Genomic DNA, 25,473 nt, shown 5'->3' on the forward strand with positions numbered 1-25,473 from the left:
GGAGAACAAGATCAGTTCCACGACACCACCCACCCACACGGACCCCGACGGATCCCCGTGCCCCGGCGTGCAGGCACCCGCCGGAACAGCTGAAGTCCCCGGAACGCCCCATTTTCTGGCCGATGACCACGGAATGAGCACAGTGGAATACGCCATGGGAAGTATCGCTGCTGCAGCCCTGGCGGCGGTGCTCTACACCGTGATCACGGGCAGTGATGTCGTCGACGCGATCCGCGGGATCATCGTCGATGCCCTGAACAGCGGCCCCGGCGCATGACACCATCACGGGCGTCGGTACCCGGTGGCGAACACGGATCGGTCACGATCGAGGCGGCGATCTCCATCAGCGCACTGATCGTGGTGTGCTCCCTCATCGCTGTGGGGGTCGGCACGCTCGCGGCGCATGTCGCGGCCATCGACCTCGCGGGGGCCGTGGCCCGTGGACACGCCATCGGCCGGGAACCGGAACCCGGCCCCGGCGTCCGGATCACCGTCACCGAGAACGCGGGGGTGGTGACGGCCGAGGTCGCGGTCCCCTCCCCACTCGGGGAGGCGACGGCCAGTGCGTTCTATCCCGTGGAGTATCCCAGTGGAACACCGTGAGAGAGGTTCCGCCACGCTCGTCGCTGCCGTCGCCATCGCCGCGTTCACGGTACTCACACTCGTGGTTCTCGAAGGCGTGGTCGATGTCCTGGACCGGCACCGGGCACAGGTGGCGGCAGATCTCGCGGCCGTCGCGGCGGCGACCGCCCTGTGGTCCGGGGATGACGCCTGCGCCGTGGCGTCCCGGACCGCCGCCCGGAATTCCGGGGGTCGGCTCCGGGGCTGCCGGACCGAGGGGGCGGATGTCATCGTGGCTGTCGCGGTGGGAGACGCCACGGTCCGGGCGCGGGCCGGGCCCCTGTGAGATCAGTCGTCGGCGAGCATCGTCACCATCGTCCCGAGCAGGGTGAGCGCACCGTGCTTGTCCAGCGGTGAGTTGCCGTTCCCGCACTTCGGTGACTGCACGCAGGACGGGCAGCCGTCCTCGCAGGAGCATGCGCGGACCACCTCGAAGGTGGCGGTGATCCAGTCCCGGAAACGGGCGAATCCACAGTCGGCGAATCCGGCCCCGCCGGGATGACCGTCGTAGACGAACACCGTGGGGAGCCCGGTGTCGGCGTGCAGGGCGGTGGACACACCACCGATGTCCCACCGGTCGCACGTGGCGATCAACGGGAGCATTCCGATCGCCGCATGCTCGGCGGCGTGGAGAGTGCCCGGCAGGTCCGCGGCCCGTATCCCCATCGCGCTCAGGGCAGTCGGGTCCACCGTGTAGGCCACGGCGCGTGTCCGCAGCTGCTGGGGCGGATAATCCAGGGGGACCTGATCCAGCACCGTCCCGTCGGACATGCGCACGACGTATCCGGTCACCTGCTCGGTCACCTCGACGCCGACGTTCGCGACCCACAGCCCCGGGGACGGGTTGCGTAGTTCCCCGTCGCCCGGGTCCTCCGTGATCCGGATGCTCGTCGTGCTCCGGGCGAAGGTCGTGTAGTCGGGGGTCTCCGCGTGAGCGAGCGCGAGGTGATCGTCCAGGAGGAGATCATCCACGACGAACGACTCACCCTGGTGGATGTACACCGCGCCGGGATGCACCTGGGAGACCGCCCGGACGGAATCGACCGTGCCCAGCAGCCTGCCATCCCCGGAATCGACGATGGTGACGTCGCCACCCGCACCACCCCGGAGGGACACCGACCCGTGTGCGGTGTGCGGGCGGGGCAGCTCCGGATGCTCATCGGGGTGCCGGTCCACGGCGAACCATCCGCGGGGCCGTTTCCGCAGCAGGCCGACTACGGTCAGCTCGGCGACGATGTCATCGACGTCCCCGTGTGGGCCGAAAAGCGTGAGGTCACGCTCGGTGAGGGGGAACTCCACGGCCGCGCAGTACAGGTGTCCCCGGAGAACATAGGGGTTCGTGGGGTCGAACACGCTGCGTTCGACGGGGGAACCGAGGAGTGCCTCCGGATGGTGCACCAGATAGGTGTCCATGGGGTCGTCCCTGGCGACGAGCACCACGATCGATCCCTGCCCGCGTCGACCCGCCCGGCCCGCCTGCTGCCAGAACGACGTGACCGTTCCCGGGAATCCCGCGGTGACCACCGCGTCGAGCCCGCCGACGTCGATGCCCAGTTCCAGAGCGTTCGTGGAGGCGACCCCCACCAGCGTGCCGTCGTCCAACTGCCGTTCCAGTCGCCGGCGGTCGGCGGCGAGATATCCGGCGCGGTAGGCCGCGACCCGCTGCGCCAGGTCGCGACGTCCCATCCGGGACAGCTCCTCGGCGCACCGGAGGGCGACGGCTTCCGCGCCCCGACGGGAGCGGACGAACGTGAGCGTCCGTGCGCCCTCCGCGATGACGCGGGCCATGATCAGTGCGGCTTCGGTGGATGCGGCGCGCCGGACCGGGGCGGTTGATGTGTCGTCCGGGGGATCGATGAAACCGGGTTCCCAGAGCACGACCGTCCGTGCCCCGGTCGGCGCGCCGTCATCGGTCACCGGCTCGACGGGGAGGCCGGTCAGCCGGCCCGCATGTCCCGCCGGATCGGCGATGGTGGCGGATGCCAGGATGAACACCGGCGAACTGCCGTACCGGGAGCAGATCCTGCGCAGTCGTCGCAGGACCAGCGCGACGTTCGCCCCGAAGATGCCCCGGTAGGAGTGGCACTCGTCGATGACCACGTACCTCAGGTTCCGCAGGACACGCCCCCACCGGGTGTGGTTGGCCAGGATGGAGGCGTGGCACATGTCCGGATTGGTGAACACCATCCGACTGGTGTCCCTGATGTGGCGGCGTGCCTCGTCCGGCGTGTCGCCGTCGTAGGGTGCCGGGTGGACCGATCCCAGCCCGTCGACGCTCCGGGTCAACCGGCTGACGGCCGCGAGCTGGTCGCTGCCGAGTGCTTTTGTCGGGGTGACGTAGAGGGCACAGGCCCGATCGTCCTCTGCGAGTCCGGACAGTACCGGCAGGAGGTATCCGAGTGATTTGCCCGAGGAGGTGCCGGTGGAGACGACGACGTGGCGGCCCTCCCGGGTGATTCGGGCGCACAGTTCCTGGTGGATGAACGGTCGTCTGATGTCGTCGACCTCCGACAGGTGCCTGCGCAGCGGTGGATGCACCCAGTCGGGCCAGGTGCCGTACCGGGCCGGGCGCGGCGGCGAAGTGGTGGAGGACGTGCACGTGGATTCGGGTAGTCGAGTGGACAGAATCGACGCGATTTCGTCACCGAATGACGCGGCAGTCGACATCTCACTCCTTTTTTATGCTTCTGACCAGCGGTGATGAAGTTATTTCCCGTCCAGACTATCGCTCAGCGGTCAAACATGACACACTGGTAATCGGTCGCAGATTTTCATGCGAGGTACTTCGGTACACGCAGAGGATAGTGTCACGGAACCCAGGCTGTTCCACCAGCTCCTTCGGAGCTGATAGTCAGCCTGTCAGGAGGTTTCCGTGACGGCCCGGTGTTCTTCGTCAGGTGAAGTCCAACCGCATCCTAAAGTTAAGAAAAAGGTTAAAAGTATGGCACAGGGAACTGTGAAGTGGTTCAACGCTGAAAAGGGCTTTGGTTTCATTGCCCCGGCCGATGGATCCGATGATGTCTTCGTTCACTACTCCGAGATCCAGGGCAACGGCTTCCGTACCCTCGAGGAGAACCAGCAGGTCGAGTTCGAGATCGGTGAAGGCGCTAAGGGCCCGCAGGCCCAGCAGGTCCACGCCATCTAGGTCTCACCACCTGATACGATCGCCCGGCTTTCCCGCAGAGATGTGGGGAAGCCGGGTTTTCGCTGTTTCCGGTTCCCCTTCAGGCCCGGGGCTGGTCTCGAACCGGGGTCGGGAACCGGATCGGTCGGTTCCGGTGCTCGTTTCGGCCCATCGGTCCCGGAAGCACTGACTGGGCCAACCCGGGTGGGGGTGCTGCCCGTGTTCCTGGTCCGGGCCGGGAAACTGCGCGTGTACGGCAGTGATGGCTCACCCCGGGCACACCCGCGCGGGGCCGGGCCCCGGTGATGCTGTGCAATGGAGACATATACAACTGTGTACGGTAGTCGGAGATGAAGAACACCCACTGTGCGAGAGGGACGTAACCCAAGTGGCACCAGCTAAGCGGTCAGGTACGAAACGACTGGTCATTGTCGAGTCGCAGACGAAGGCGAAGAAGATCGCGCCTTATCTCGGCGACGACTACATCGTCGAGGCGTCTGTCGGTCACATCCGTGACCTTCCGCGTGGTGCCGCCGATGTGCCCGCGAAGTACAAGAAGGAGCCGTGGGCGCGGCTCGGTGTCGATGTCGAGCACGGTTTCGCTCCGCTCTACGTCGTCAGCACGGACAAGAAGAAGAAGGTCGCCGACCTGAGGGCGAAGCTCAAGGAGGTCGACGAGCTCTACCTCGCGACCGACCCCGACCGTGAGGGCGAGGCCATCGCCTGGCACCTGCTCGAGGTGCTCAAGCCCAAGGTCCCCGTCCGGCGCATGGTGTTCAACGAGATCACCAAACCCGCCATCCTCGCCGCCGCGGAGAACACCCGCGAGTTGGACGACAACCTGGTTGACGCACAGGAGACCCGCCGCATCCTCGACCGCCTCTACGGCTACGAGATCTCACCCGTGCTGTGGAAGAAGGTCATGCCCCGGCTGTCCGCCGGGCGCGTCCAGTCCGTCGCCACCCGAGTCATCGTCGAGCGCGAGCGCGAGCGCATGGCGTTCATCTCCGCGAACTACTGGGACATTGCCGCGGAGTTCGACACCGGCAATCCGAACGCGGACCGCACCAACCCGCGGGTGTTCTCCGCCAGGCTGACCAGTGTCGACGGGTCGCGGGTGGCCTCCGGCCGCGATTTCAACGACCGTGGCGCACTGAAGAGCGACTCCGTCATCGTCATCGACGAGGCCCGTGCCCGGCAGCTCGCCGACGGGCTCACCGAGTCCACCATGGCCGTCGCCGGGGTGGAGGAGAAGCCCTACACCCGGCGCCCGTACCCGCCGTTCATGACGTCCACGCTCCAGCAGGAGGCCGGACGTAAGCTGCACTACACCTCGGACCGCACGATGCGCATCGCGCAACGTCTGTACGAGAACGGCCACATCACCTACATGCGTACCGACTCGACCACGCTGTCGGCATCGGGCATCGAGGCCGCCCGCACGCAGGCCGTGGAGCTCTACGGCCGGGACTACGTCGCGGACTCGCCGCGCCAGTACACCCGGAAGGCCAAGAACTCGCAGGAGGCGCACGAGGCCATCCGCCCCGCTGGCGAGACTTTCGCCACGCCGGGCCAGCTGCACGGGCAGCTGGACGCCGAGGAGTTCAAGCTCTACGAGCTGATCTGGCAGCGAACCGTCGCCTCCCAGATGGCGGACGCACGGGGAACCTCGATGAAGGTGACCATCGCCGGAACCGCCGACGACGGCTCGGCCTGCGAGTTCGCCGCCACCGGCCGCACCATCACGTTTCCCGGCTTCCTCAAGGCCTATGTGGAGGTCTCCCGCCAGGCGGACGGCCGCGACATGGCGGACAACGCCGTGAAGCAGCTCCCCCGACTGAACGATGGCGACGACCTGACGATCGCGGACGTCACCGCCGAAGGACACTCCACCAACCCGCCCGCCCGCTACACCGAGGCGTCGCTGGTGAAGAAGATGGAGGACCTCGGTATCGGGCGCCCGTCGACGTACGCGTCGATCATCAAGACCATCCAGGACCGCGGCTACGTCTACCCGCGGGGCAGTGCCCTGGTGCCCAGCTGGGTCGCCTTCGCCGTCGTCGGGCTGTTGGAGGCGTCGTTCTCCTCGCTGGTGGACTACGACTTCACCTCGTCCATGGAGGACGAACTCGACGAGATTGCGGCCGGCACCGAGGATCGGACGCACTGGCTCAACGGTTTCTACTTCGGCAACTCCGAGGCGTCCGACGCGATGGCTGAGACCGTCGCCCGGCTCGGTGGCCTGAAGACCCTGGTCGGTGACAATCTGGAACAGATCGACGCCCGGAGCGTGAACTCGCTGCACCTGTTCGACGATGATCAGGGACGCGCCATCTTCGTCCGTGTCGGTCGCTACGGCCCCTACCTGGAGCGCCAGGTGGGCACCGCGGAGGACGGCACGCCGGAGCACCAGCGCGCGAACCTCCCGGACGCGATGACCCCCGACGAACTCAACCTCGAGGCCGCGGAGAAGCTCTTCGCCACGCCGCAGGGCGGGCGGGAACTGGGTGTCAATCCGGCGAACGGACGCACCGTGGTCGCCAAGGAGGGCCGCTACGGTCCCTACGTCACCGAGCTGGTCACCGACGCGGAGCGCGAGGGCGCCCTCGAGGTCGCGGAGAAGATCGTCGCCGAGGAACGCGCCGCCGAGGACGCCCAGCGGGCGGCCGAGGGGAAACGGGCGAAGAACTGGGAGACGAAGACTGCCGCCAACCAGAAGGAGAAGCGGCTCAACCAGATCATCGAGGAGACCCTCAGGCCAGGCACCGCGTCCCTGTTCTCCTCCATGGAGCCGGCGACGGTCACCCTGGAGGATGCCCTGCGGCTGCTGTCGCTGCCGCGCGAGGTCGGCACGGACCCGGCCGACGGTGAGCTGATCACGGCGCAGAACGGGCGCTACGGTCCCTACCTGAAGAAGGGGAACGACTCCCGTTCGCTCGCGAACGAGGAGCAGATCTTCACCGTCACCCTCGACGAGGCACGCCGGATCTACGCGGAGCCGAAGCGCCGCGGTCGGGCGCAGGCGGCACCGCCACTGAAGACACTGGGCGACAACGACGTCTCCGGTAAGCCCATGGTGGTCAAGGACGGCCGTTTCGGCCCCTATGTCACCGACGGTGAGACCAACGCCTCCCTCCGGAAGGGCGACACCCCCGAGACGATGACGGATATCCGGGCGTGTGAATTGCTCTCGGAACGTCGTGCCAAGGAGGCCGCCAATCCGTCTCCGGCGAAGAAGACCCGGAAGAAGGCAACCAAGAAGTCTTCGAAGAAGACCGCGAAGAAAACAGTGAAGAAAACCACGAAGCGCGTGGTGAAGGCGGGTTCGCGGAAGAAGTAGTCGGCTTTGCTTCTGCTTCACGTCGGCCGATCGCGTGCCGACGTCCGTATGCTCGGCGGCTGGCGCGTCCGTCTTTTCTGGGATATCTGCTCTTCCCCACTGGACAATCCAGATCCCATGCGTAACATGAGCAACACATGTAACTAACCGAAAGTAGATATCAACGTGAGCATCCGTCGTTTCGCGGCAGTCTCGTCCGCATCCCTCATCGTGGTGACCGGTCTCGCGGTTCCCGCGTCCGCCGCCGACGCCGAGGCCGAGGTCAACAACGCTGTCAGCAAGGTCAACAGCATCACCGCTCTCGTCCAGTTCGCCCCGTGCAGCAGGGTCCGCAGCGAGCTCGATTCCCGTGGTGGCGGCTACCGCACGACCGGGGATCTCCGGGATCGTGCCGCAGGCGAGGTCGCCGGGCAGATCGCCCGGGTCGAGCGGCGTGCCGGCGGAATCAACGCAGCACAGCGCCAGCGCCTCAACGACGCCTTCTGGGCCGGTGCGAACGCCGGCATCGCCAAGGCGCGTTCCTGCGGCATCGTGACCGAAGGCCCGGCATCGGGTGCTCCGGCCGGGAACGGTGGTGCTCCGGCGAACCCCGGCCCCGCACCCGCCAACCACGGGAAGAACACGTCTCCGGCCCCCGCTCAGGCAGCCCCCGCCCCCGGTCCCGCACTTCCCTTCCCGGTGCCGGCCCCGGTCCAGGACGCGCTGCGCGGCACCGTGATCCGCGTGCCCAACCCCCTCGACCCGGCGCGCCCCTTCGAGGTCGTGGTTCCCGCGTTCCTCGCGCCGCTGTTCGGCCTTTCGAGCTGATCACCGCTTCACCGGCAGAAGAATGAACTAGGACCGGGTTCCGACCGCGGGGGAGTTACGCCCGTTCGGCGAGGGTGGGACGGATGGGGCGGGCCAACTGGGTCAGCTCGTGGCGACCCCGCAGTTCGACGGACTTGAGGAGCGTCCACCGGGCGCGTTCGGCCTCATTCGCGTCCCGTAGTGTCGCGGCCGAGGTCAGCACCTGGCCGGGGGTGTCCTTCGCGAGTTCGGTCAGGCGGGCCGCCTGATTCACGGCGTCCCCGATCACCGTGTACTCGAAGCGGTCGTGACCGCCGATGTGTCCGGCGACGACATGGCCCGCGGAGACACCGATACCGCAGGACAGTTCCATCCCCTTGAGCTCCTGGCGGAGTTCGCGCGCGGCGGCGAGCGCATGTCCCGTGGCGTCCGCTAGCTGCAGCGGCGCTCCGAAGACCGCGAGGGCGGCGTCGCCCTGGAACTTGTTGATGATCCCCTTGTGGCGGTGCACAACCTCGACCACATGCTCGAAGAACTGGTTGAGCGCCGCGACGACCTCCTCTGGGGTGTGGTCCACGGCGAACCCGGTCGACCCGATGACGTCGACGAACAGGACGGCGACCTTCCGGTCCTCTCCGCCCAGCGTGGGGCGTTCCTCCATCGCGCGGTGGGCGACCTCTGTGCCGACGTAGCGTCCGAAGAGCTCGCGGACACGCTGCCGCTCCCGGAGACCGCGCATCATCTCGTTGAACCCGGCCTGGAGAACCCCGATCTCCGATCCGTCGTAGATGTCCACCTGGGTCGAGGTTTCCCCGCGGCGAACCCGGTTGATCGCGTCCTGCAGCTCCCTGATCGGGTCCACCACGCTCATGATGACCAGTGCGGTGGCGGCGAATCCGGTGACCAGGGCCGCGACGGCCAGCGCGAGTACCGCGGGCAGGATGTCCGCCGGATCGGCGGAGAGATAGCCGATCTTCTGGCCCGCGATGAGCAGCAGGATCCCCACCACCGGGACACCAGTCGTGGACAGCCAGGTGAGCTGGAGCCGGCGCTGCACCGGCGGCTCCAGGGTGGAGTCCTCGAAGCGGCGGGCGAGCGCGACGACCGCCACCGGGCGAACCAGGCGTTCAGCCTCGAGATAGGTCATCAGGACGATGACGGAACCCCCAAGGAGACTCGTCAACCCGACGACGAGGGCGTGCCGGGGTGTCTCCTCGATCCCGGCGACGGTCGTGATGATCCCGATCCCGATGAGCCACACGGTGCCGGCCAGCGCCGACTGATACACCGGTATCCGCATGACCAGATTGCGCACCATGTTGGGGTCATGGGTCTCCGGGTGCCGTTGCCAGCGCAGCACGGGCAGGAACAGGACGGCCGTGGCGACGACACCGACGATGATGGCGAAGACCAGGTAACCGATGGCGAGGGCCGGCAGATATCCCGCCTCGTGCGGCCCACCCGGTGCATCGGGCAGCGGAACCAGGAACTTCAGGAACAGCATGACACCCACGGCCCCGAGAACGTTCGAGCCGAGCACCGTCGCGGCGTACAGCGGCCACGAGGTGCCCCACAGCCACCGGACGATCTGTGCGACACGACTCATGCCCATCACCTTAACCCGGACGGTCGGACATGTGCGCCACGTTGCTTATAGGCTGGGGGAGTGAGCACGCCGAACGCCCCCCGCACCCCCACCGACGCCCCGGAATCCGGGCCGGAGCACTCCGGAAGCGATGTCTTCGACCGGATCGCCGGATCCGGGTCCGTGCGGCGTACCTTGACGGGGGCCGCGGCGGCGGCGCGGGCGCTGACCGCGGGGCGGGCAAGCGGCGACGGTGCCCCCACCGGGGCGGCAGGCGCGGGAATGACCCACTCGTGGCTGTTCACCGGCCCACCGGGCTCCGGACGCTCGGTCGCGGCCCTCGCATTCGCCGCGGCCCTCGTGTGCGGTGATCCGGGGGTCATCGGCTGCGGGCGGTGCATGGCGTGCCGGACGGCTCTCGCCGGGACGCACGCCGACGTCATCCACGTGGTGCCGCACGAGCTGAGCATCGGTGTCAAGCTGATGCGTGACGTGATCCGTGACGCCTCGAAACGCCCCACCACCGCGGACTGGCGGGTGGTTGTCATCGAGGACGCCGACAGGCTGAGTGACGCTGCCGCCAACGCCCTGCTGAAGACGGTCGAGGAACCACCGGAGCGGACGGTGATCATTCTCTGTGCCCCGTCGACGGATCCGCGGGACATCGCGATCACGCTGCGTTCCCGGTGCCGGCACGTCTACATCCCGACACCGGCGATCCCCGATGTGGCGCGCATCCTCGTCCACGAGCTGGGTGTCACGGAGGGGGACGCCAAACTCGCCGCAGCGGCCTCCGCAGGGCACATAGGGCGGGCGCGCAACCTGGTGCGCAGTACCGCGGCGCAGCAGCGGCGCGCACAGATGCTGGGGCTCGCCCGGCTCGTCTACGAAGGGGACCTGGCGTTCCGTGAGGTGACCAACCTGATCCGGACGATCGAGACGGAGGCCGGGGAAACCCTCGACGCTCTCGACGAGCGGGAGACCGAGAAACTCGCCGTCGCCCTGGGGCTCGGCGCGAAGGGCAAGGGCACCGTCAAGGCACTCCGCGGCACCCGTACCGAGATCAGGGAGCTGGAGGAGAGGCAGAAACGGCGACGGACCCGGTATCTGCGGGACGCCCTCGATCTCTCCCTGGTGGACCTCGCCGGACTCTACCGGGACGCCCTGCTCACCTCCTCCGGGGCGCAGGAGGTGCAGCGCATTCATCCGGACATGGCGGAGATCGTCGACAAACTCGCGGAACTGAACACCGCCGAAGCACTGGTCGCGTGCCTCGACGCCGTGACCCGGTGCCGGGAGGCGCTGGGGCAGAGCGTGCGGCCCATCGTGGCCATGGACGCACTCGTCGGGCGCCTGCGCAAGGCCTGTGGGGTGTCCTGAAAAAGGGACTTGTTCTGGTCTTTCGTATCAGCGACGTTCATACGCTAAAGTGGACAACCGGTAGAAGTACCGTGCCGCCTTAGCTCAGTCGGTAGAGCATTTCACTCGTAATGAAAAGGTCGCGAGTTCGATTCTCGCAGGCGGCTCCACCGAACCCCCGTACAGAACGCTGTTCCGTACGGGGGTTCGTCATTCAGTCGAACCGAGATGAAGGTTGGGGATCCGCGGAGTTAAGCACCGTTGGACGAATACGCGGAGACCTGAATCCGGGTGGTGCCCACGCGGGGAGGTACCCGCGTTTGCTCCCGCGAGGCCCGATCCGGTTGAGAATGGTGTCCCCCGGAAGACACCCGGGATCCGGTCCCGGATGCCGTGGGGCGAGAGCCGACGGGGAAGTTCACTCCGGGCAGGAGCCGGTGTCAGCGCCCGATTCCGCGAACCGGGCGCTGACACCCGAGCTGATCCACCCCGGACCACGATAAAACCCGTCCCGGAGAGGGTCACCGTTTCCGGACCGAGGTACCGGCTCGATCGGCCGGTGTTGCCGGGGCGGAGCCGGCCGATGATCTCACCTGCCCGGGAACTGGATGTGGCCGAGGAAGAGCTGATGCAGCAGTCCACCGAGCGCGGCCAGAACGGCGAGCACGGTCAGGATCCCGGCGAACGCACCGGTGCTCGATCCGGCGGCGCGAGCGGAATCCCGGTCCGCGACGGCGGCGTCACGGGCATCCTCGGCCCTGATGCGTGCCTGCTCCGCGAGTTCCGCGGCGGCTTCGGCTTCGATCCGTGCCGCTTCGGCCCGCTCTGCGCGGGTGGTGGCGTCCGCGGCTGTTTTCTCCGCTTCGGTGCGTGCCCGCTCGGCTGCGGAGAGTGCGGTCTCGAGTGCGGCGTGAGCCTGCTCTGCCGTTGCTAGCCCGGATTCGGTCGTGGCCAGTGTCGCGGTGAGTGCGGCCACCTTATCCTCGGCCGCGGCCAGTGCCTCCCGCGCGGCGGCGAGCCGCTGTTCGAGTTCCGCTGTGTCGGCCGCATGTTCGGCTGCCGCCTCGGCGAGTGCCTCCTCGGCTTCTTCGGCGCGGGTTTTCTCGGCTTTGGCCGCGTTCTCGGCTGCGGTCAGCTGTTCACGTACCTCCGCGAGTTCCCGGTGGGTCTCGGCCAGCGCATCCCGGGCCGCATCGCGGTCCTTCCGGATCTCGTGGAAAGCCTGCCGCAGCCCCGCCAGCCTGACCAGTGCGAGCCGATTCGCCCGATAGCTGTGCAACTGGTCGGTACCGATGTCGCCGTTTCCCCAGCTGCGTTTGTTGGTCACGTAGATGGTGCCGTCCCCGTTGAAGGAGATGTGGTTCGGTTTCGCTCCGGCGTCGAGGTTGGCCACCGGAATCAGGGTGTCCGCGTCGATCGCGGTGACCGTGCCCCCGTCCCGGTTGCTCACGTAGAACAGGTCAGTGACAGGTTCGTAGACCGCGGCCACGGCCTTGTCGCCGGTCGCGACGTCCGCCAGGACATCCCCCGACTCCAGGTCAATGATGAGTGCGTTTCCGGTGTCCTGGTTCGCCACCGCGAGGTGTCCTCGTCCGATGTCGAGGGCCGCGCCGGAGCCACGGCGCATGACCCGGGTGTCGAGCTGGTACACCTCCGCATCCGAGGGATCGTCGACGTTGATCCGTAGTGCCGCAGGTTTGTCGAGGCTCACCGTGTAGAGGGTGTGCGTGGACTGGTCGTAGGCCGCGTCCATGGGTCGGGTGAACCCCTCGGGGAGCGGAATGGTGCCGACCTTCGTGGGGGCGGTCGGATCGGATCCGTCGTAGACGGTGATCCAGCTGTCGTCGCGGCTGTACGGACTGGTGACGTACACGCGGTGGGTGGCGGAGTCCACGACCACGCTGCGCGGATGGCCCCCGTCGACCACCGGGAACTGGTGGATGAGACTCAGGTCGTCGGCGTCGTAGACCGCGACGGTGCCGCCCATCGTGTTCGTCACCCAGAGAAGACCATTGTCGTCGTCGATACCGATCCCGAAGGCCTTGTACGCCTTGTAGTCGCCCTCGGCGGGTTCAGCGGGCTCAACTTCACCGAGGACCTCCAGCGTCTCCGGATCGACCTTCATGATCGCGGAGGGGCTGCGGGTCTCCCGGTCGAAGTGGGTCCGGGTGACGAACAGCGCTCCCTGTCGTGCGGAATACACCGACTGGTAGAGACCGCGGGGGAGTTCCCCGACGGTGACGTCGAACCCCTCTCCACCGTAGGGGTCGTTAAGGGGGGCGACGACCGGACCGTTCGTACGCAGCGGTGCCCCACCGTCAACGGTGTATCCGACGGTGATCGGCTCACCCGTGATCGTCGGGTCCGCGGGAATGGACACCGCCGTGGTTCGGACGCGTCGATTCTCCGGGACGGTCACCGGTGCAGGCAGGAGGTTACCGGAGTGTCCCTCGATGCCGACGTGATCGATGACGGCGCCTTCCGGGAGGTTGAATACCTCGACGGCCACAGCGGTGCCGGGTCGGGGTGCGGTCTCCGAACCGGAGTCGGGATCGTGCACGGTGATCCGCGGGTGGGACCGGTAGACCGTGGTCACGCTGTTCTCCCCGTCGCTGACGCGGAGGGTGTGCTCCTGGCCCGCGGTGAGGCGACTGGTGCTCAACGTGTAGACGGTTCCCTTGTATGAGCCGTCCTCCGCGGTGACGGTGTCCACCAGGTTTCCGCCCCCGATGTCCCACTTCTGGGCTGTATCGTCGACCTGTGCGGAGAGCACCGCTCCGGCCGGAAATCCCGTGACCTCCGTGCGGAGGACCGTGCCGCCGGAGGACCATGTGAAAGCATCGGTGACCACGATGGAAGCGGTGTCAGCGGTGCTGGTCGACTGCGGCGTCGGGGCGGGCATGGCGGTGGCTTCACCGATGACGCCGATTCCCGCGGTGATGAGGGAGACGGTGACGATCCCGGCGAGAGCCCGCCGCCCGACCCGGAGCTGTGGTGTTTCCATGGTGTGTTCCTCTTTCCCGGCTGGATGGTATTCCTGACCCAACTGCAAGTGGAGGCTAACCTAAACCATGTGCCGTGGCCAGGGGTACCGGGAGAGTCGTTGCCGACCCCGCCCGGGCGTCCTACATCCCCGAGAGCCCCGCGAAGGTCTAACATCTCCCGCATGGTGGAGGAGAGCTCTGAATCACATGTGCCCGGCTACGTCCGTCCGGGGCACGCGCTCAGACACGTCGCCGGGGAACGCCGCGCCTGGCTCCCGGTGGCACTCAGCATGTTCACGGTCGCCTGGGGCGGGAACGAGTTCACTCCGCTGCTCGTGCTGTACCGGCAGGCGGGGGAGTTCTCCCCGGTGTTCGTCGACCTCATGCTCGTCGCCTACGCTATCGGCGTCGCGGTGGGGCTGCTGGTCACCGGCCCGTTGACCGACCGGTACGGTCGACGCCCGATCATGCTGCCCGCCCCGGTCCTCGCGGTGCTGGCATCGGTGATCATCGCCCTCGCGGAGCACACCGCGGGGTGGATGACCGTCGGTCGGTTCCTCTCCGGGCTCGCGGTCGGTATGGCGATGACCGGTGGCGGTTCGTGGGTGAAGGAACTCTCCGCACCGCTGTTCGACCCGAAAGCCGGGCCCTCGTCGGGCGCGAAGCGGGCCTCGATGGCGTTGACCGCCGGGTTCGCGGTCGGCCCGGCTGTCGCCGGTGTTCTCGCGCAGTGGCTGCCCTGGCCCGGTCAACTCTCGTTCGGTGTCCACGTGGTGCTGTCCCTGGTTCTGGTTCCCCTGCTCCTGACGATCCCGGAGACCCGGCAGCCGGCGATCCACGCGAAGCGCCGGTCGGTGCTGGACAGCCTGCGGGTCCCCTCGTTGCGTAACCCCCGGTTCTACGCGGTGGTCCTGCCCATCGCCCCCTGGGTTTTCGGTTCCGGGTTCACCGCCTACGCGACGTTGTCGGCACGCATGCAGGACCACGTGGCGCACCCGTTGGCGTTCTCCGGGGCGATCACCCTGCTGACCCTGGGGGTCGGGTTCGCCATCCAGCAGGCGGCCCCCGCGATAGCCGGAACCGGAGGCCCCCGCGGCCCGGTTGTCGCGATGGTGGCGACCATCGCGGGATTCGTCGGCGCCGTCGCGGTGGTGCTCAATCCGTCTGTGCCGGTGATGCTCGTCGCGTGCGTGTTCCTCGGGCTCTCCTACGGACTGTGCGTCTACACGGGCCTGTCGGAGGTGCAGCGGATGGCCGCCCCGAACGAACTCGGCGCCCTGACGGGCATCTTCTACTGCTTCACGTACACCGGGATGGCGTTCCCGGCTCTGCTGACCAGGCTGAGCGACTGGTTCAGTTATCCGCTGATGCTCGGGTTCGGTGCGGTCGTGGCGACGATCGTGCTGGGCGTCGTGAGTGTGACGGGTCGCCGGTTCTGATCGCTGTGCCCTCCGGTACTCCGGGGCGGCCGTCTAGCGGCGACGCAGGAGCCGAATGCCGAGCCCCGCGGCGATGATGCCGAGGATGACGATCAGGGCGACGATGTTGTCGATGCCTGCCGCGAACTGCGCAACCCGGTTCTGCAACCGGAACTGGGTTTCCGTGTCCAGCAGGGTCGGCAGCGCCGAGGTGCCGTTACTCATGAGGAACGTGAACCCGATGAGGATGAACAGCACACCGGCGGCGACGCTGAGTGTGTTGGTGTGCACGGGACCGAGGTGGATCTCCCGGCCCCGGAGCCAGCTCGCGTGGCCGAGGTCGAACCGGTCCCACAACAGGGCGAGGAGGAACAGCGGGACGGTCATCCCCAGGGCGTAGCAGGCCATGACGAGCGCACCGTAGGCCGCGGACCCGCCGAGCGCCGAGGTCGCGAGCACCGCCCCGAGAAGGGGGCCGGCGCAGAAACCGGCGAAGCCGTAGACCGCGCCGAGCGCGAAAACGGGCAGCCACCCGGTGCCCCGGATTCGGTTGTTCATCGTGGACAGTCCGGGGATACGGAAACCCAGGCCGAGAAGAGACCAGACACCGAGGACGACCATCACCCAGCCGGCCACGGAGATCACCGTGTCCCGGTGCTGGGTGAACAGGGAACTGAACCCGCCGATCCCCGCACCGACCGGGACGAGCACGCTGGCGAGACCGGTGAAGAACACCGCGGTGCGTCCCATGAGCTGGCGTTTCGACGTGAACGCGTAGGCGAAGAACGCCGGTAGCAGCAGCGCGGAGCAGGGGCTCAGGATGGAGAGGACTCCGCCGAGGAAGGCCCCGACGACACCGATGGAGAGCAACGCTACCGCGCCCCGGCTGCGGTGAGCTCGGCTGCGGAACGGGTGTCCGGCTCGGTGACCTCGGCCTCCCCGTCGGCGACCCGCTTCAGTTCGGTGTTGATGACCTCCTCGAACACCTCGAGGGGCTGGGCGCCGCCGACAAAGGTCTCGCCGATGACGAATCCGGGTGTCCCGCTCACACCGATGCTGCTGGCGTAGGCGCGGGCGTTGGCGATCACCTCGTCGTACTTGTCGCTGGTCGCGTCGGCGCGGAACTTCTCCATGTTCGGTACCCCGGCCTCCTCCGCGAAGCGGACGAAGTCCTCGATCCCGTAGTTCGGGTGTCCGGACACATCCTTCGACGAGTTGTAGAGGGCGTGCTTGAATTCGACGAACCGGCCCTGCTCCGCGGCGGCGCGACCGGCCCGCGCCGCGGCTTCGGCGTTGGGTCCGTTGATGGGCAGATCGTTCCACTCCATGCGGACCAGGCCGGTGTCGACGTACCGGCTCAGGATCGTCGGTTCCGTGTCGTTCGCGAACAGGGAGCAGAACGGGCACTCGAAATCGGAGAACTCGGAGATCACGACGGGGGCGTCGATCGCGCCGACGGCGAACGGGTCGTAGACGTTGCGTCGGTGGATGTTGGGCATGTCCGCCTGGCTCTGCAGCGGACCCCGCGGGCCCCAGAACATCGCGTCGTAGCCGCCGCCCTCGGTCTCCTTCGGTCCGTCGCCGCGGCTGCCGTCGGCACCGGGGGTCACGGAATCAGCCACCTCCTCGTAGGACGGTGCTCCGGTGGCGGACGCCGTGGTTCCGTCGGCTGCGGCGGTGGTGGCCGCGGACGATGATGCACCGGGCCGGTCCGCGGTCCGGTCGCCTATCACGTACCCGACCAGGCCCGCGATGATGACGAGGAGGACGGTGAATACCCACATCGTCGACGGGATCCGGGTCGTGGGGGTCTCTCCCGCCACCGGAGTGGAGGGGTCGGTTGACGCGGTGTTATCCGCGGTCTCGTCGGACACGGGGAAAGCTCCTTCTGAGCGGCATGGTGGGTGAATCGGTCAGTTCCCCATTGTCCACGAAGGGCGGGGAAAACCAACCGGCGGGTCCGCTAGGCGGAGGGGTAGTCGTCCTCGGGGCGTACGGCGTTGCGGAGCGCTATGGCGCGGGCGAGACGCGCGTACCGCAGGTCCTGCTCGCGGAACCGCACCCAGGAGCTCAGGGTGGTGAACATGAAGGCCACAGTCAGCGCGTAGAGCAGCAGATCCGTGCCGCGGTCGACGCCGACCCAGTTGGCCACCACCGTCAGATCATCGGGGCGGAGGACCGCCCAGATCGCCGCGAGAATGAACAGGATGAACCCGATCTTCACCCCGGCCTTCGCGCGGGCCTTCCTGCGGTTGGACAGGAAGTACACGACGAGCGCGGTCGTGCAGACGAGAAGGAGTATCTGGATGAGCAGTTGACCGGTGATCACGGGAGCCTCCTGGCGAGCAGTCCGTCGGCAAGGATGTTCACACCGTTGATCAGTGACTGGCCCTTGCTCATCGAGTATTCGGTGTAGAGGATGTCCACCGGCTGTTCGGCGACGCGCCAGCCGCGTTCGTCGATCTGGGTGACGAACTCGCTGGCGTGGCTCATTCCGTTCATCCGGATGTTCAGTTCATCCGCGACCCGGCGGTTGAACGCACGCAACCCGTTGTGTGCGTCGGTGAGCCCCATCCGTTTCGCCCGCGGTGACAGCATCACCACGGTGCGCAGCACCAGTCTCTTCAGGAGTGGAACCTGGTCGCCCTCGGCGCGGGGGCGACCGAACCGCGTCCCCACGACGATGTCCAGGGGTTCGTTTCGCAACCTCTCGAGCATGGCGAGAACGTCCTTGACCTGGTGTTGGCCGTCGGCGTCGAAGGTGACGAAGAAACGTGCCCCGGGCTGCGCACGGGCGTACTCGACCCCGGTCTGGATCGCCGCACCCTGCCCGAGGTTCACCGGGTGGTTGACCAGGTGCGCGCCGGCTGCGTGGATGGCCACATCCGAGTCATCGGCGGACCCGTCGTTGACGGCGACGATGTTCGGGAAGGTCTCGCGGGCGGCGCGGATGACGTCTCCGATGACTGTCCCCTCGTTGTAACAGGGCACGACGAGCCACGTGTCCCGGTGGTCCGGGGGCGGGACGTCACCGGTGCGTCCGGGATCCGGTGAAGCTGTGTCGGGAGATTCCATGATGGTGATTATGCTAGCCGACGTCGTGCGAGCGGCCTGATGGCGGTGGTGACCGGGGGAGGGGACGGGGACAGGGGTGCCCCCGCCGTGCCGGGTGGGGTCAGCTGTCGCGGTGGAAGATCAGCCGGTAGACGGCTTTGAGCAGACCGGGCGGGAGTGCCCGGTAGAGGGTGCGGACACCTAGGTTGAATGTGGCGCGACCACGTCCGACGAGCCCGTACTCGACGAGGTTGCGCTGCAACCGGCGTTCGGAGGCGAACATGCCGCGACCGGTGCGGCGGGCGAACATGTCATCGCCCGTCCGGAACCGCGTCAACGGCTGGGGCAGGTTGTGGAACTGTGCCCCACCGGTGAGCATCCGGGCCCACAGGTCGTAGTCCTCCATGAAGTGGACGTCGCGGTAGCCGCCGGCCCGGCGTACAGCACTGGTCCGCAGCATCACACTCGGATGATTCACCGGAGTGTTGATCCGCGCGTAGCGCGCGATCGCGTCGTGGTCCTCCGGCAGGGTACGAACGCCGGTGACCGCGTCCGGGTCATCATCGGTGAACTCGGACATCGCGGTACCCAGGACATCGATCTCCGGGTGCGCGGCGAGGAACTCCAGCTGCACGGCGAATCGCTCCGGCTCGGCGAGATCATCGGCGTCGAGCCGGGCGAAGTAGTCGGTGTCGATCTCGTCCAGGGCGGACTGGGACGCCGGCCCGAGGCCACGGTTCACCGGCAGCTCGAGCTGTCGGGCCGTCGGGGTGCGTCCCAGGAACCCGGACACGACCTCGGCGATCTCCTCGGGCACGGGCCCGTCCCGGACGATGAGGATCTCATCCGCGGGGCGGGTCTGGGCGGACACCGATTCGAGGGCCTGACGCAGGTGTTCGGGGTTGTTCCCGTGGTAGACGGTGACGAGTGCGGTGAGCGTCGGCATGAGGTCAGCGTACCAGCGGGGTCGGTACCCGGCGCAGACCCGTGACATGCACCAGAGCCCCGGCGACGGGGCCGATTACCAGCGCGAGACACACGTCCATGGCCAGGGGGAACGGGGCGAGGAACACTCCGAAGGCGACCGTGCTGCCGGTGACCCAGCCCGCGACGTACCGGTTGTGCCGGTTGACCGCGAGCGCCGCGGTGCCGGTGATCATCAGGACACCGGTGCAGGCGGCACCGAAGGTGAGAGCCGCGAGGACCGGGCCGGGGACGACGAAGCCGGCGCTGAAGAAGATGCCCATGATCCACGGGCCGATCAGCCAGGCCGCCGCCGCGCCGAGCGCCCCCACGCCCAGCACCGCGGCCAGCGGCTTCCGCAGGGCGCCGAGCAGATCGGAGGCGTTGTCCACGAAGTGGACGATGAGCGCCGACTGGAACCGCTGCAGAGGTACGAGGATGGGGGCGCGGGTGAGCATGACCGCGAGCATGATCCCGTCGACGGTGGTGGCCAGACCGGCGTCCACCTCGCCCCCGGCGACCGCCTTGACGAAGGTGGGGAACCCCACGATGAGCAGTGCCGTGGCACCCGTGGCGACCATGGCGGAGATCGCGTTGCGGACGAACCTTCCGGTACGTACGTCCGTCGCCGACCGCAGCGCGGTCCGGGCATCGGACGAGGTTCCGAGGATGAGCAGCCACGTCGCCGCACCGAGCACGGTGACCAGGAGGAACACCGGAAGGCCCCAGCCCAGTGGCCACGCCACCAGGACAAGCGCCAGCCGGATCCCGGAGTCCAACGCCATCAGCCACGCGTACTGCGTCCACAGACCACAGCCGGACAACACACCGGACAAGACGGCCTGGTACGTGTAACTGACCAGACCGACGGCCAGCAGCGTCACCGCGAGTCCGTGGTCCTGTTCCAGGAGCCGTGGTGCCCATAACGGGCCCGCGAGCACGAGAACGGCCGCGACGGCGACGCCCACCATCCCGGCGATCCGGAACGGTCGCGCACCCCGTGACGTCACCACCGTTCCGGCCCGGTCGGCGGCGCGGGCGCCCGCGACCGCCCGGGTCGTCTCCTGCATGAGCCCGTCAACCACCCCGGCGAGCGCGAAGAACAGGCTCCAGAACGCCATGAATTGGCCGAAACGCTGCACCCCCAGCGCCCAGGAGGCGATGGTCAGGATGATGAAGCCACTGGCCGCGGCGAACACCGTCGCCAGGCTCAACGCGCGCATCAGGCCGCGCTCCGGGCCCCGGACCGCGGCTCCGGGAACGGCGGAAGCGGAAGCTCGTGCAGCCACGAATTCCACAGTGCGGTCAGTTCGACGACGGGAACACCGACCTCGGCGCAGGCCGCGGTCATCACCGTCCGCAGGTCGATCGGCTCCACGACGGTGTGCCGGTTCGCGGTCGTGTAGCGCCGGATCGCGGCGAAGAAAACGTCGTCATCGTCGATCAGGCACCGGAGGGCGTGCACCACCAGTGCGCCGCGCTTGTACACCCGGTCATCGAACATCAGCTTCGGACCCGGATCCGCCAGCAGCACATCCTCCGGCAGCCGGGACAGCATCCGGTGGTGCCGCCGCGCGGACTCCGCCGCGGGCACCCCGGCCGAGTGCTCGAACCACAGCCACTCCGCGTAACACGCGAAACCCTCGTTCAGCCAGATGTCGTTCCACTGCGCCAACCCCAGAGAGTTGCCGAACCACTGGTGCGACAGCTCGTGGGCGATCAACCGCTCCTGTTCTTTCCGGCCGTCGATGTGATTCGAACCGAAGATGCTCAGGCCCTGGGCCTCCAGGGGGATCTCCAGGGAATCCTCCGTCACGACCACCTTGTAGCGGGCGAACGGATAGGGGCCGAACAGACGGGTGAACAGGCGCAGCATCTCCACCTGATCCGCGAACTCCACCCGGGCCGCGGGGGCCGTCCCCGCGGGCAGGAACACCGACACCGGGACGGGCGCGGGTGGGGCCGTCGGGGCGGGCCCCGACAGCCGTGGATCGAAATCGGCGGCGTCGAACTCCGTGTACTGACCGACCTGGACGGTGGCCAGGTACGTCGCCATCGCGTGCTCCGTGCGGTAGTGCCACGATGTCCGTGATCCCGAACGGCGGCGTTCCACGAGTTCACCGTTGCAGATCACCGCGTACGGATTGTCGGCGGAAACGAGGATGTCGTAGCGCGCTTTCTCGTCCGGGGTGTCGTCGCACGGGAACCAGCTCGGCGCGCCACAGGGCTGGGACGCGACCAGGGAACCGTTCTCCAGCTCCTCCCATCCGAGGGTCCCCCAGGGGCTGCGCACGGGGCGCGGTGAACCGGCGTACGTGACCGACAGGGTGAATTCGCTGTCGACCGGTATCTCCGTGTCGAAGGTCAGCAGTAGCTTGCCGCGCGCGTGCCGCCACCGGGTCAGCCCCACGTGGACCCCTCCCGATCCGGTGGCCGTGATCCTGCCCACCTTCAGCGACGGCCCGAGATCGAGGGTCAGTTGCTTCAGCGGCAGGTAGTTCACCATGTCCAGAGTCGCGGTGCCCGCGAGACGGTTCGGTTCGACCCGGTAGTCCAGGTCGAGACGGTAATGCCGGATGTGGAACCCCAGATTGAAGTCGACCCCCGTGTAGGAGTCACGGGTTCCCGGTATCGGGGAATTGCGCAGGCGTTGGCTAGTCATCGTGAGCGGATAATACCGCGCCGGTGGGTCCGTGACCGACCTGTCGGTCCAGCCAGGCGAAGATCACGGACGTCAGGCGTGCCCGCTGGGCGTTGTCCGCAGCGCCACCGTGTCCGCCCTCGGTGTTCTCGTGGTAGTCGACCGGCTGGCCCGCGTCCGCGAGCGCCGCCGCGAACAGTCGCGCGTGGGCCGGATGCACCCGGTCGTCGCGTGTCGATGTCGTGACCAGCGCCGGCGGGTACGGACGCCGTTCCCGGGGCACGATGTTGTGCAGGGGGGAGTATGCTTCGAGCACCCCACGGAACTCCGGAGCATCCGGATCCCCGTACTCGGCGGTCCAGCTCGCCCCGGCGGACATACGGTGGTAGCGCAGCATGTCGGTCAACGGCACCTGCACCACCGCCGCCCCGAAACGCTCCGGATACCGGGTCAGGGCCACCGCCGTCACCAGTCCGCCGTTGGACCCGCCCCACACCGCGAGTTGATCCGGGGTCGTGTAGCCGCGTTCCACCAGATCGACCAGGACCGCCTCGTGGTCCTCGTGGACCCGCAGGCGATCGGTGCCCGTCGCGCCGCGGTGCCAGGCGGGGCCGAACTCCCCACCGCCGCGTAGATTCGCCTGCACGAACAACCGGTCCTTCTCCAGCCAACCGATCCCGGTCGAGCCGAGGTAGCTCGGCAGCAGGGACACCTCGAAACCGCCGTAGGCGTGGACCAGGCACGGTTTCGGCGGGGCGGTTCCGTCAGCGGAGCCGCCGAAACGCCCGGTGATGAAATAGGGGACCATAGTGCCGTCCACCGACCGGGTGTGGTGCTGCCGCGTGCTCAGCCCGGAGGCGTCGAACACCTCAGGTGCGCGACCCACCGTGTGCAGCTCCATCGCCCCGGGACCGTCCGCGAGGTCACCCCACAGCAACTCCACCGGCTCCGTGAAGGACCGCGCCGCCAGCCAGATCTGGTCATCGTCCAGTGGTGCGGTGTCGACCACGCTCACCGTCGCCAGCTCAGGGACATCCAGCCGTGTGAGCCCTCCCGCCGGGTCCTCCAGCGGCGCGGTCAGTAACACCGTCGCCACGGTATCGGTCACCGTGAGAACCAGGTGGTTTCGGGTAACCGACAGCCCCTCCAGGGCACTCGACGACGACGGGGTGAACACGCACTCCAGTGAGTGGTCGCCGCCCAGGTAGGCATCCAGGTCGGCGACCCCCAGCCCACCGTCCGGAATCCCACCGAACCCGGTGCGCGGCGACACGAACAGCTTTCCCCGGTGCACCGAGACCTCGCAGTCCTCCGGCACCTCGATGATCTGCAGTCCCGCATCGGTGGCCACGAACGTCCGGTGCCGGTAGAAGTCCAGGGTGCGGCGCACGAACCGGCGCTCGTGGCCGGGGGTGGTGTCCGCCCAACCGGAGGCGGTGATGTCCGATTCCGGCCCAGCGAAGTACAGCTCCGCGTCCTCAAGGGCCACTCCCCGGCGCCACCGGAGGACACGCGCCGGGTAGCCGGAGGAGGTCAGCGAACCGCCGCCGGTGTCCGTGCCGATGAAGATCGTGTCCCGGTCGATCCAGCTGACCGTCGTTTTCGCCTCCCCGACCGTGAAGGGGCGGTCCGTGACGAAATCACCGGCCACGAGATCGAACTCCCGGATCACCACCGCATCCGCCCCTCCCCGGGACAGCCGTATCAGCGCGCGGTCGTTCCCGGGGGAACGGACGTGCGCGCCCCGCCACACCCAGTTCTCGTCCTCGGCATCAGCCAGAGCGTCGAGATCGAGCAGGATCTCCCAGTCCGGAACCCCTGCCCGGTAATCCGCCAACGGTGCCCGCCGCCACAGGCCGCGGGTGTGCTCCGCGTCGCGCCAGAAGTTGTACACCTGCCCACCGCGACGGTTCGGGAACGCGATCCGGTCGTCCGTGTCCAGCATGTCCCGGATCCGGTTCTCGAGTTCGCCGCGGTTCAACCCGGACCCCGGGGCGTCGAGAAGCGCCATGGTGTCAGCGGTGCGCGTGGCCGCCCAGTCGAGCGCCTCCGGGGAGAGGACCGTCTCCAGTTCGGGGTGCGTGGAGGCGGGTTCCCCGAAGTCCTCGGGGACAGGACGTGCGTCGGCGGTGGGAACAGTCATGTCCGTCATCGTACCGAGGGGCCGGAGACGCGAAACCCGCCGTCCGGAGGGGCGGCGGGTTTCGCGTCGGATGTGTGGTCTAGCCGGCTGCGGGGCTCGCACCGGGGAGATCGGTGACGTTGAGGGGAGCGGGGTTGCGGAGTTCCTCGATGATCTTGTCGACGTCGATGTTGCCGGCGTCGACGGCCTTCTCGACTTCCTCGGGGCTCATGACCTCCGCGTTCGCGGCGCGCTCATCTTCTTTGGTGACCTCGTCATTGAGGCCGAAGGCCTTGGAGAACGTCACCCAGGAACCGCGGAGATCCTGCTGCCAGTACGGCCACGAGTGGGTGCCGGTGGGTCGGAAGTTGAAGTCGGCCGGGATACCCTCGGCGTCCAGTTTGGCCTTCAGATCGTGGGTGCACTTGTTCGTGGCGGCCTCGATCAGCCCGCCCTCGATGACCAGTGTCATGACGGCGTCGGATCCACGACCCGCGCTCCACAGGTCATTCTGTCCGGCGAAACCGGAGGCGTTGGACACGTAGATCGCAGTGCCCTCGAGATCGGCGGCGTTGATCAGGGCGTCGTTGTAGGTCCACAGGTCACTGCCGAGAGGTCCCCACATCTGCTCCTTGGAGGCGCCGCCGCGGCCCAGGGTCACGTCGATGAATGCGGGACCGAAGCCGTTGGCGGTCTCCGCGCAGCCGGAGAAGGACCCCACGGCGTCATAGAACCCCTTGTTGTGCTCGGCGAGGAGCAGGGAGGACGTGGCGGTCATGGACATGCCGACGATCGCGCGCTGGTTGGTGGTGTTCAGAGCGCTCTCCAGGGGACCGGGGAGTTCCTTGGTCAGGAACGTCTCCCAGGTCTGCTTGCCGCCGAGTGTGGGGACGTCGTCGACCCAGTCGGTGTAGTAGGAGAACTTGCCCTGCATCGGGATGACGACGTTGACGTTCTTCTTCAGGTAGAAGTCGATGGCGTCGGACTGCATGACCCAGTTCGCCCGTCCCTCGCCGCCGTCGCCGCCGTTGAGCAGGTAGATGATGGGTCGGGGCCCGGCGGATTCATCCGCCTTGACGATGACGAGGGGAACCTGGCGGTCCATGGACGGGGAGTGGGCCCACCATTCGGCGACGCGCCCCTTCGAGTTCTTGGCGTACTCGCCGACGAGCTCGCGCCACGCGAGGGCCTCGTTGCCGTCGTAGGCCGTGCCCGGATCCCCGATGTCCAGGGGCCCCTGGGTGATCTCGGCGGGCGGCAGGCCACCGTTGACGTCTTGCGGGGTCAGTTCCGCGGCAAGTGCGGCGGGAGCGGTGAGGACCGTCGCCGCGGGCGCAACGAGCAGGGAGGCGACGAGCGCGGAGGCGGTGATCGGGGAGGCGATGCGGCGGTACAGATTCACGGTGGGGACCAATCGAACGTCGGGGCGGGGGATGGGGCAAAGCGAATCAGCGGGACACAGCTCAGATGCTACGG

Annotated in this window: 19 protein-coding genes, 1 tRNA gene and 1 pseudogene; 9 read left to right on the forward strand and 12 right to left on the reverse strand. The window is 67.8% G+C overall.

Going from position 1 to position 25,473, the window contains the following annotated elements:
* Positions 1-67: 67 nt before the first annotated feature.
* From JDV75_RS11985 to JDV75_RS09140, 3 genes are read left to right on the forward strand one after another with little or no spacing between them, the layout of a single operon-like run.
* The gene (locus JDV75_RS11985) at positions 68-277 is read left to right on the forward strand and encodes a DUF4244 domain-containing protein (protein ID WP_336244331.1); all 210 of its coding nucleotides are present in this window, start codon (positions 68-70) and stop codon (positions 275-277) included.
* The gene (locus tag JDV75_RS09135; protein ID WP_198738935.1) at positions 274-603 is read left to right on the forward strand and encodes a hypothetical protein; all 330 of its coding nucleotides are present in this window, start codon (positions 274-276) and stop codon (positions 601-603) included. The genes JDV75_RS11985 and JDV75_RS09135 overlap by 4 nt, the downstream gene beginning before the upstream one ends.
* Positions 590-907 (forward strand): Rv3654c family TadE-like protein, encoded by a 318-nt coding sequence (locus tag JDV75_RS09140; protein WP_248096250.1) that lies wholly within the window; start codon positions 590-592, stop codon positions 905-907. Before JDV75_RS09135 ends, JDV75_RS09140 begins: the two co-directional genes overlap by 14 nt.
* Before the next feature lie 2 nt (positions 908-909).
* Here JDV75_RS09140 and JDV75_RS09145 read toward each other — a convergent pair whose 3' ends face one another.
* Positions 910-3,288, reverse strand: a complete 2,379-nt coding sequence (locus JDV75_RS09145) for a DEAD/DEAH box helicase (RefSeq protein WP_198738936.1) — start codon at positions 3,286-3,288, stop codon at positions 910-912.
* Positions 3,289-3,562: 274 nt separating this feature from the next.
* Here JDV75_RS09145 and JDV75_RS09150 point away from each other — a divergent pair, with 274 nt between their 5' ends.
* The 3 genes from JDV75_RS09150 (at position 3,563) to JDV75_RS09160 (ending at position 7,892) form a co-directional block, all read left to right on the forward strand.
* Positions 3,563-3,766 (forward strand): cold-shock protein, encoded by a 204-nt coding sequence (locus JDV75_RS09150; protein WP_198735052.1) that lies wholly within the window; start codon positions 3,563-3,565, stop codon positions 3,764-3,766.
* Positions 3,767-4,133: 367 nt separating this feature from the next.
* Positions 4,134-7,085: a type I DNA topoisomerase gene (gene topA / locus JDV75_RS09155; protein ID WP_248096247.1), complete on the forward strand. Its 2,952-nt coding sequence runs from the start codon at positions 4,134-4,136 to the stop codon at positions 7,083-7,085.
* A 165-nt stretch (positions 7,086-7,250) separates the two neighbouring features.
* Positions 7,251-7,892 (forward strand): hypothetical protein, encoded by a 642-nt coding sequence (locus JDV75_RS09160; protein WP_198738938.1) that lies wholly within the window; start codon positions 7,251-7,253, stop codon positions 7,890-7,892.
* Positions 7,893-7,947: 55 nt separating this feature from the next.
* Here the strand turns inward: JDV75_RS09160 and JDV75_RS09165 are convergent, their stop codons facing one another.
* On the reverse strand, positions 7,948-9,477 hold the full coding sequence (locus JDV75_RS09165) for an adenylate/guanylate cyclase domain-containing protein (RefSeq protein WP_198738939.1): 1,530 nt from the start codon (positions 9,475-9,477) through the stop codon (positions 7,948-7,950).
* A 60-nt stretch (positions 9,478-9,537) separates the two neighbouring features.
* Here JDV75_RS09165 and JDV75_RS09170 point away from each other — a divergent pair, with 60 nt between their 5' ends.
* Positions 9,538-10,836 (forward strand): DNA polymerase III subunit delta', encoded by a 1,299-nt coding sequence (locus tag JDV75_RS09170; RefSeq protein WP_198738940.1) that lies wholly within the window; start codon positions 9,538-9,540, stop codon positions 10,834-10,836.
* A gap of 73 nt (positions 10,837-10,909) precedes the next feature.
* A tRNA-Thr gene (locus JDV75_RS09175) sits at positions 10,910-10,985 on the forward strand.
* A gap of 419 nt (positions 10,986-11,404) precedes the next feature.
* On the opposite strand, the gene JDV75_RS09180 is transcribed toward JDV75_RS09175, so the two are convergent.
* The gene (locus JDV75_RS09180; protein WP_198738941.1) at positions 11,405-13,819 is read right to left on the reverse strand and encodes a YncE family protein; all 2,415 of its coding nucleotides are present in this window, start codon (positions 13,817-13,819) and stop codon (positions 11,405-11,407) included.
* Between the two features lie 162 nt (positions 13,820-13,981).
* On the opposite strand from JDV75_RS09180, the gene JDV75_RS09185 reads away from it, so the two are divergent.
* Positions 13,982-15,238: an MFS transporter gene (locus tag JDV75_RS09185; protein WP_198738942.1), complete on the forward strand. Its 1,257-nt coding sequence runs from the start codon at positions 13,982-13,984 to the stop codon at positions 15,236-15,238.
* 33 nt (positions 15,239-15,271) lie between these two features.
* Here the strand turns inward: JDV75_RS09185 and JDV75_RS09190 are convergent, their stop codons facing one another.
* From JDV75_RS09190 to JDV75_RS09230, 9 genes and pseudogenes are all read right to left on the reverse strand, one after another.
* On the reverse strand, positions 15,272-16,087 hold the full coding sequence (locus JDV75_RS09190; RefSeq protein WP_198738943.1) for a cytochrome c biogenesis CcdA family protein: 816 nt from the start codon (positions 16,085-16,087) through the stop codon (positions 15,272-15,274).
* A 2-nt stretch (positions 16,088-16,089) separates the two neighbouring features.
* Complete coding sequence (locus JDV75_RS09195; RefSeq protein ID WP_198739108.1) at positions 16,090-17,001, reverse strand: DsbA family protein; 912 nt, start codon at positions 16,999-17,001, stop codon at positions 16,090-16,092.
* Between the two features lie 179 nt (positions 17,002-17,180).
* Positions 17,181-17,543: a DUF2304 family protein gene (locus tag JDV75_RS09200; protein WP_198739109.1), complete on the reverse strand. Its 363-nt coding sequence runs from the start codon at positions 17,541-17,543 to the stop codon at positions 17,181-17,183.
* Positions 17,543-18,292, reverse strand: a complete 750-nt coding sequence (locus tag JDV75_RS09205) for a glycosyltransferase family 2 protein (RefSeq protein ID WP_198738944.1) — start codon at positions 18,290-18,292, stop codon at positions 17,543-17,545. The genes JDV75_RS09200 and JDV75_RS09205 overlap by 1 nt, the downstream gene beginning before the upstream one ends.
* Positions 18,293-18,392: 100 nt before the next feature.
* A complete protein-coding gene (locus tag JDV75_RS09210) occupies positions 18,393-19,217 on the reverse strand; it encodes a glycosyltransferase (RefSeq protein WP_198738945.1) in 825 nt (274 codons plus the stop codon).
* Positions 19,218-19,221: 4 nt separating this feature from the next.
* Positions 19,222-20,523 (reverse strand): polysaccharide biosynthesis protein, encoded by a 1,302-nt coding sequence (locus JDV75_RS09215; protein ID WP_336244319.1) that lies wholly within the window; start codon positions 20,521-20,523, stop codon positions 19,222-19,224.
* Entirely contained in the window at positions 20,457-21,896 is a 1,440-nt protein-coding gene (locus tag JDV75_RS09220; RefSeq protein ID WP_198738946.1) for a M1 family metallopeptidase, read from the reverse strand. Before JDV75_RS09220 ends, JDV75_RS09215 begins: the two co-directional genes overlap by 67 nt.
* Positions 21,889-24,018, reverse strand: a complete 2,130-nt coding sequence (locus tag JDV75_RS09225; protein ID WP_198738947.1) for a prolyl oligopeptidase family serine peptidase — start codon at positions 24,016-24,018, stop codon at positions 21,889-21,891. Before JDV75_RS09225 ends, JDV75_RS09220 begins: the two co-directional genes overlap by 8 nt.
* A 265-nt stretch (positions 24,019-24,283) precedes the next feature.
* Positions 24,284-25,399 (reverse strand): annotated as a pseudogene (locus tag JDV75_RS09230) (alpha/beta hydrolase); the annotation flags it as partial.
* Positions 25,400-25,473: the final 74 nt, after the last annotated feature.

Source organism: Corynebacterium meridianum, assembly GCF_016342265.1.
GTDB lineage: Bacteria > Actinomycetota > Actinomycetes > Mycobacteriales > Mycobacteriaceae > Corynebacterium > Corynebacterium meridianum.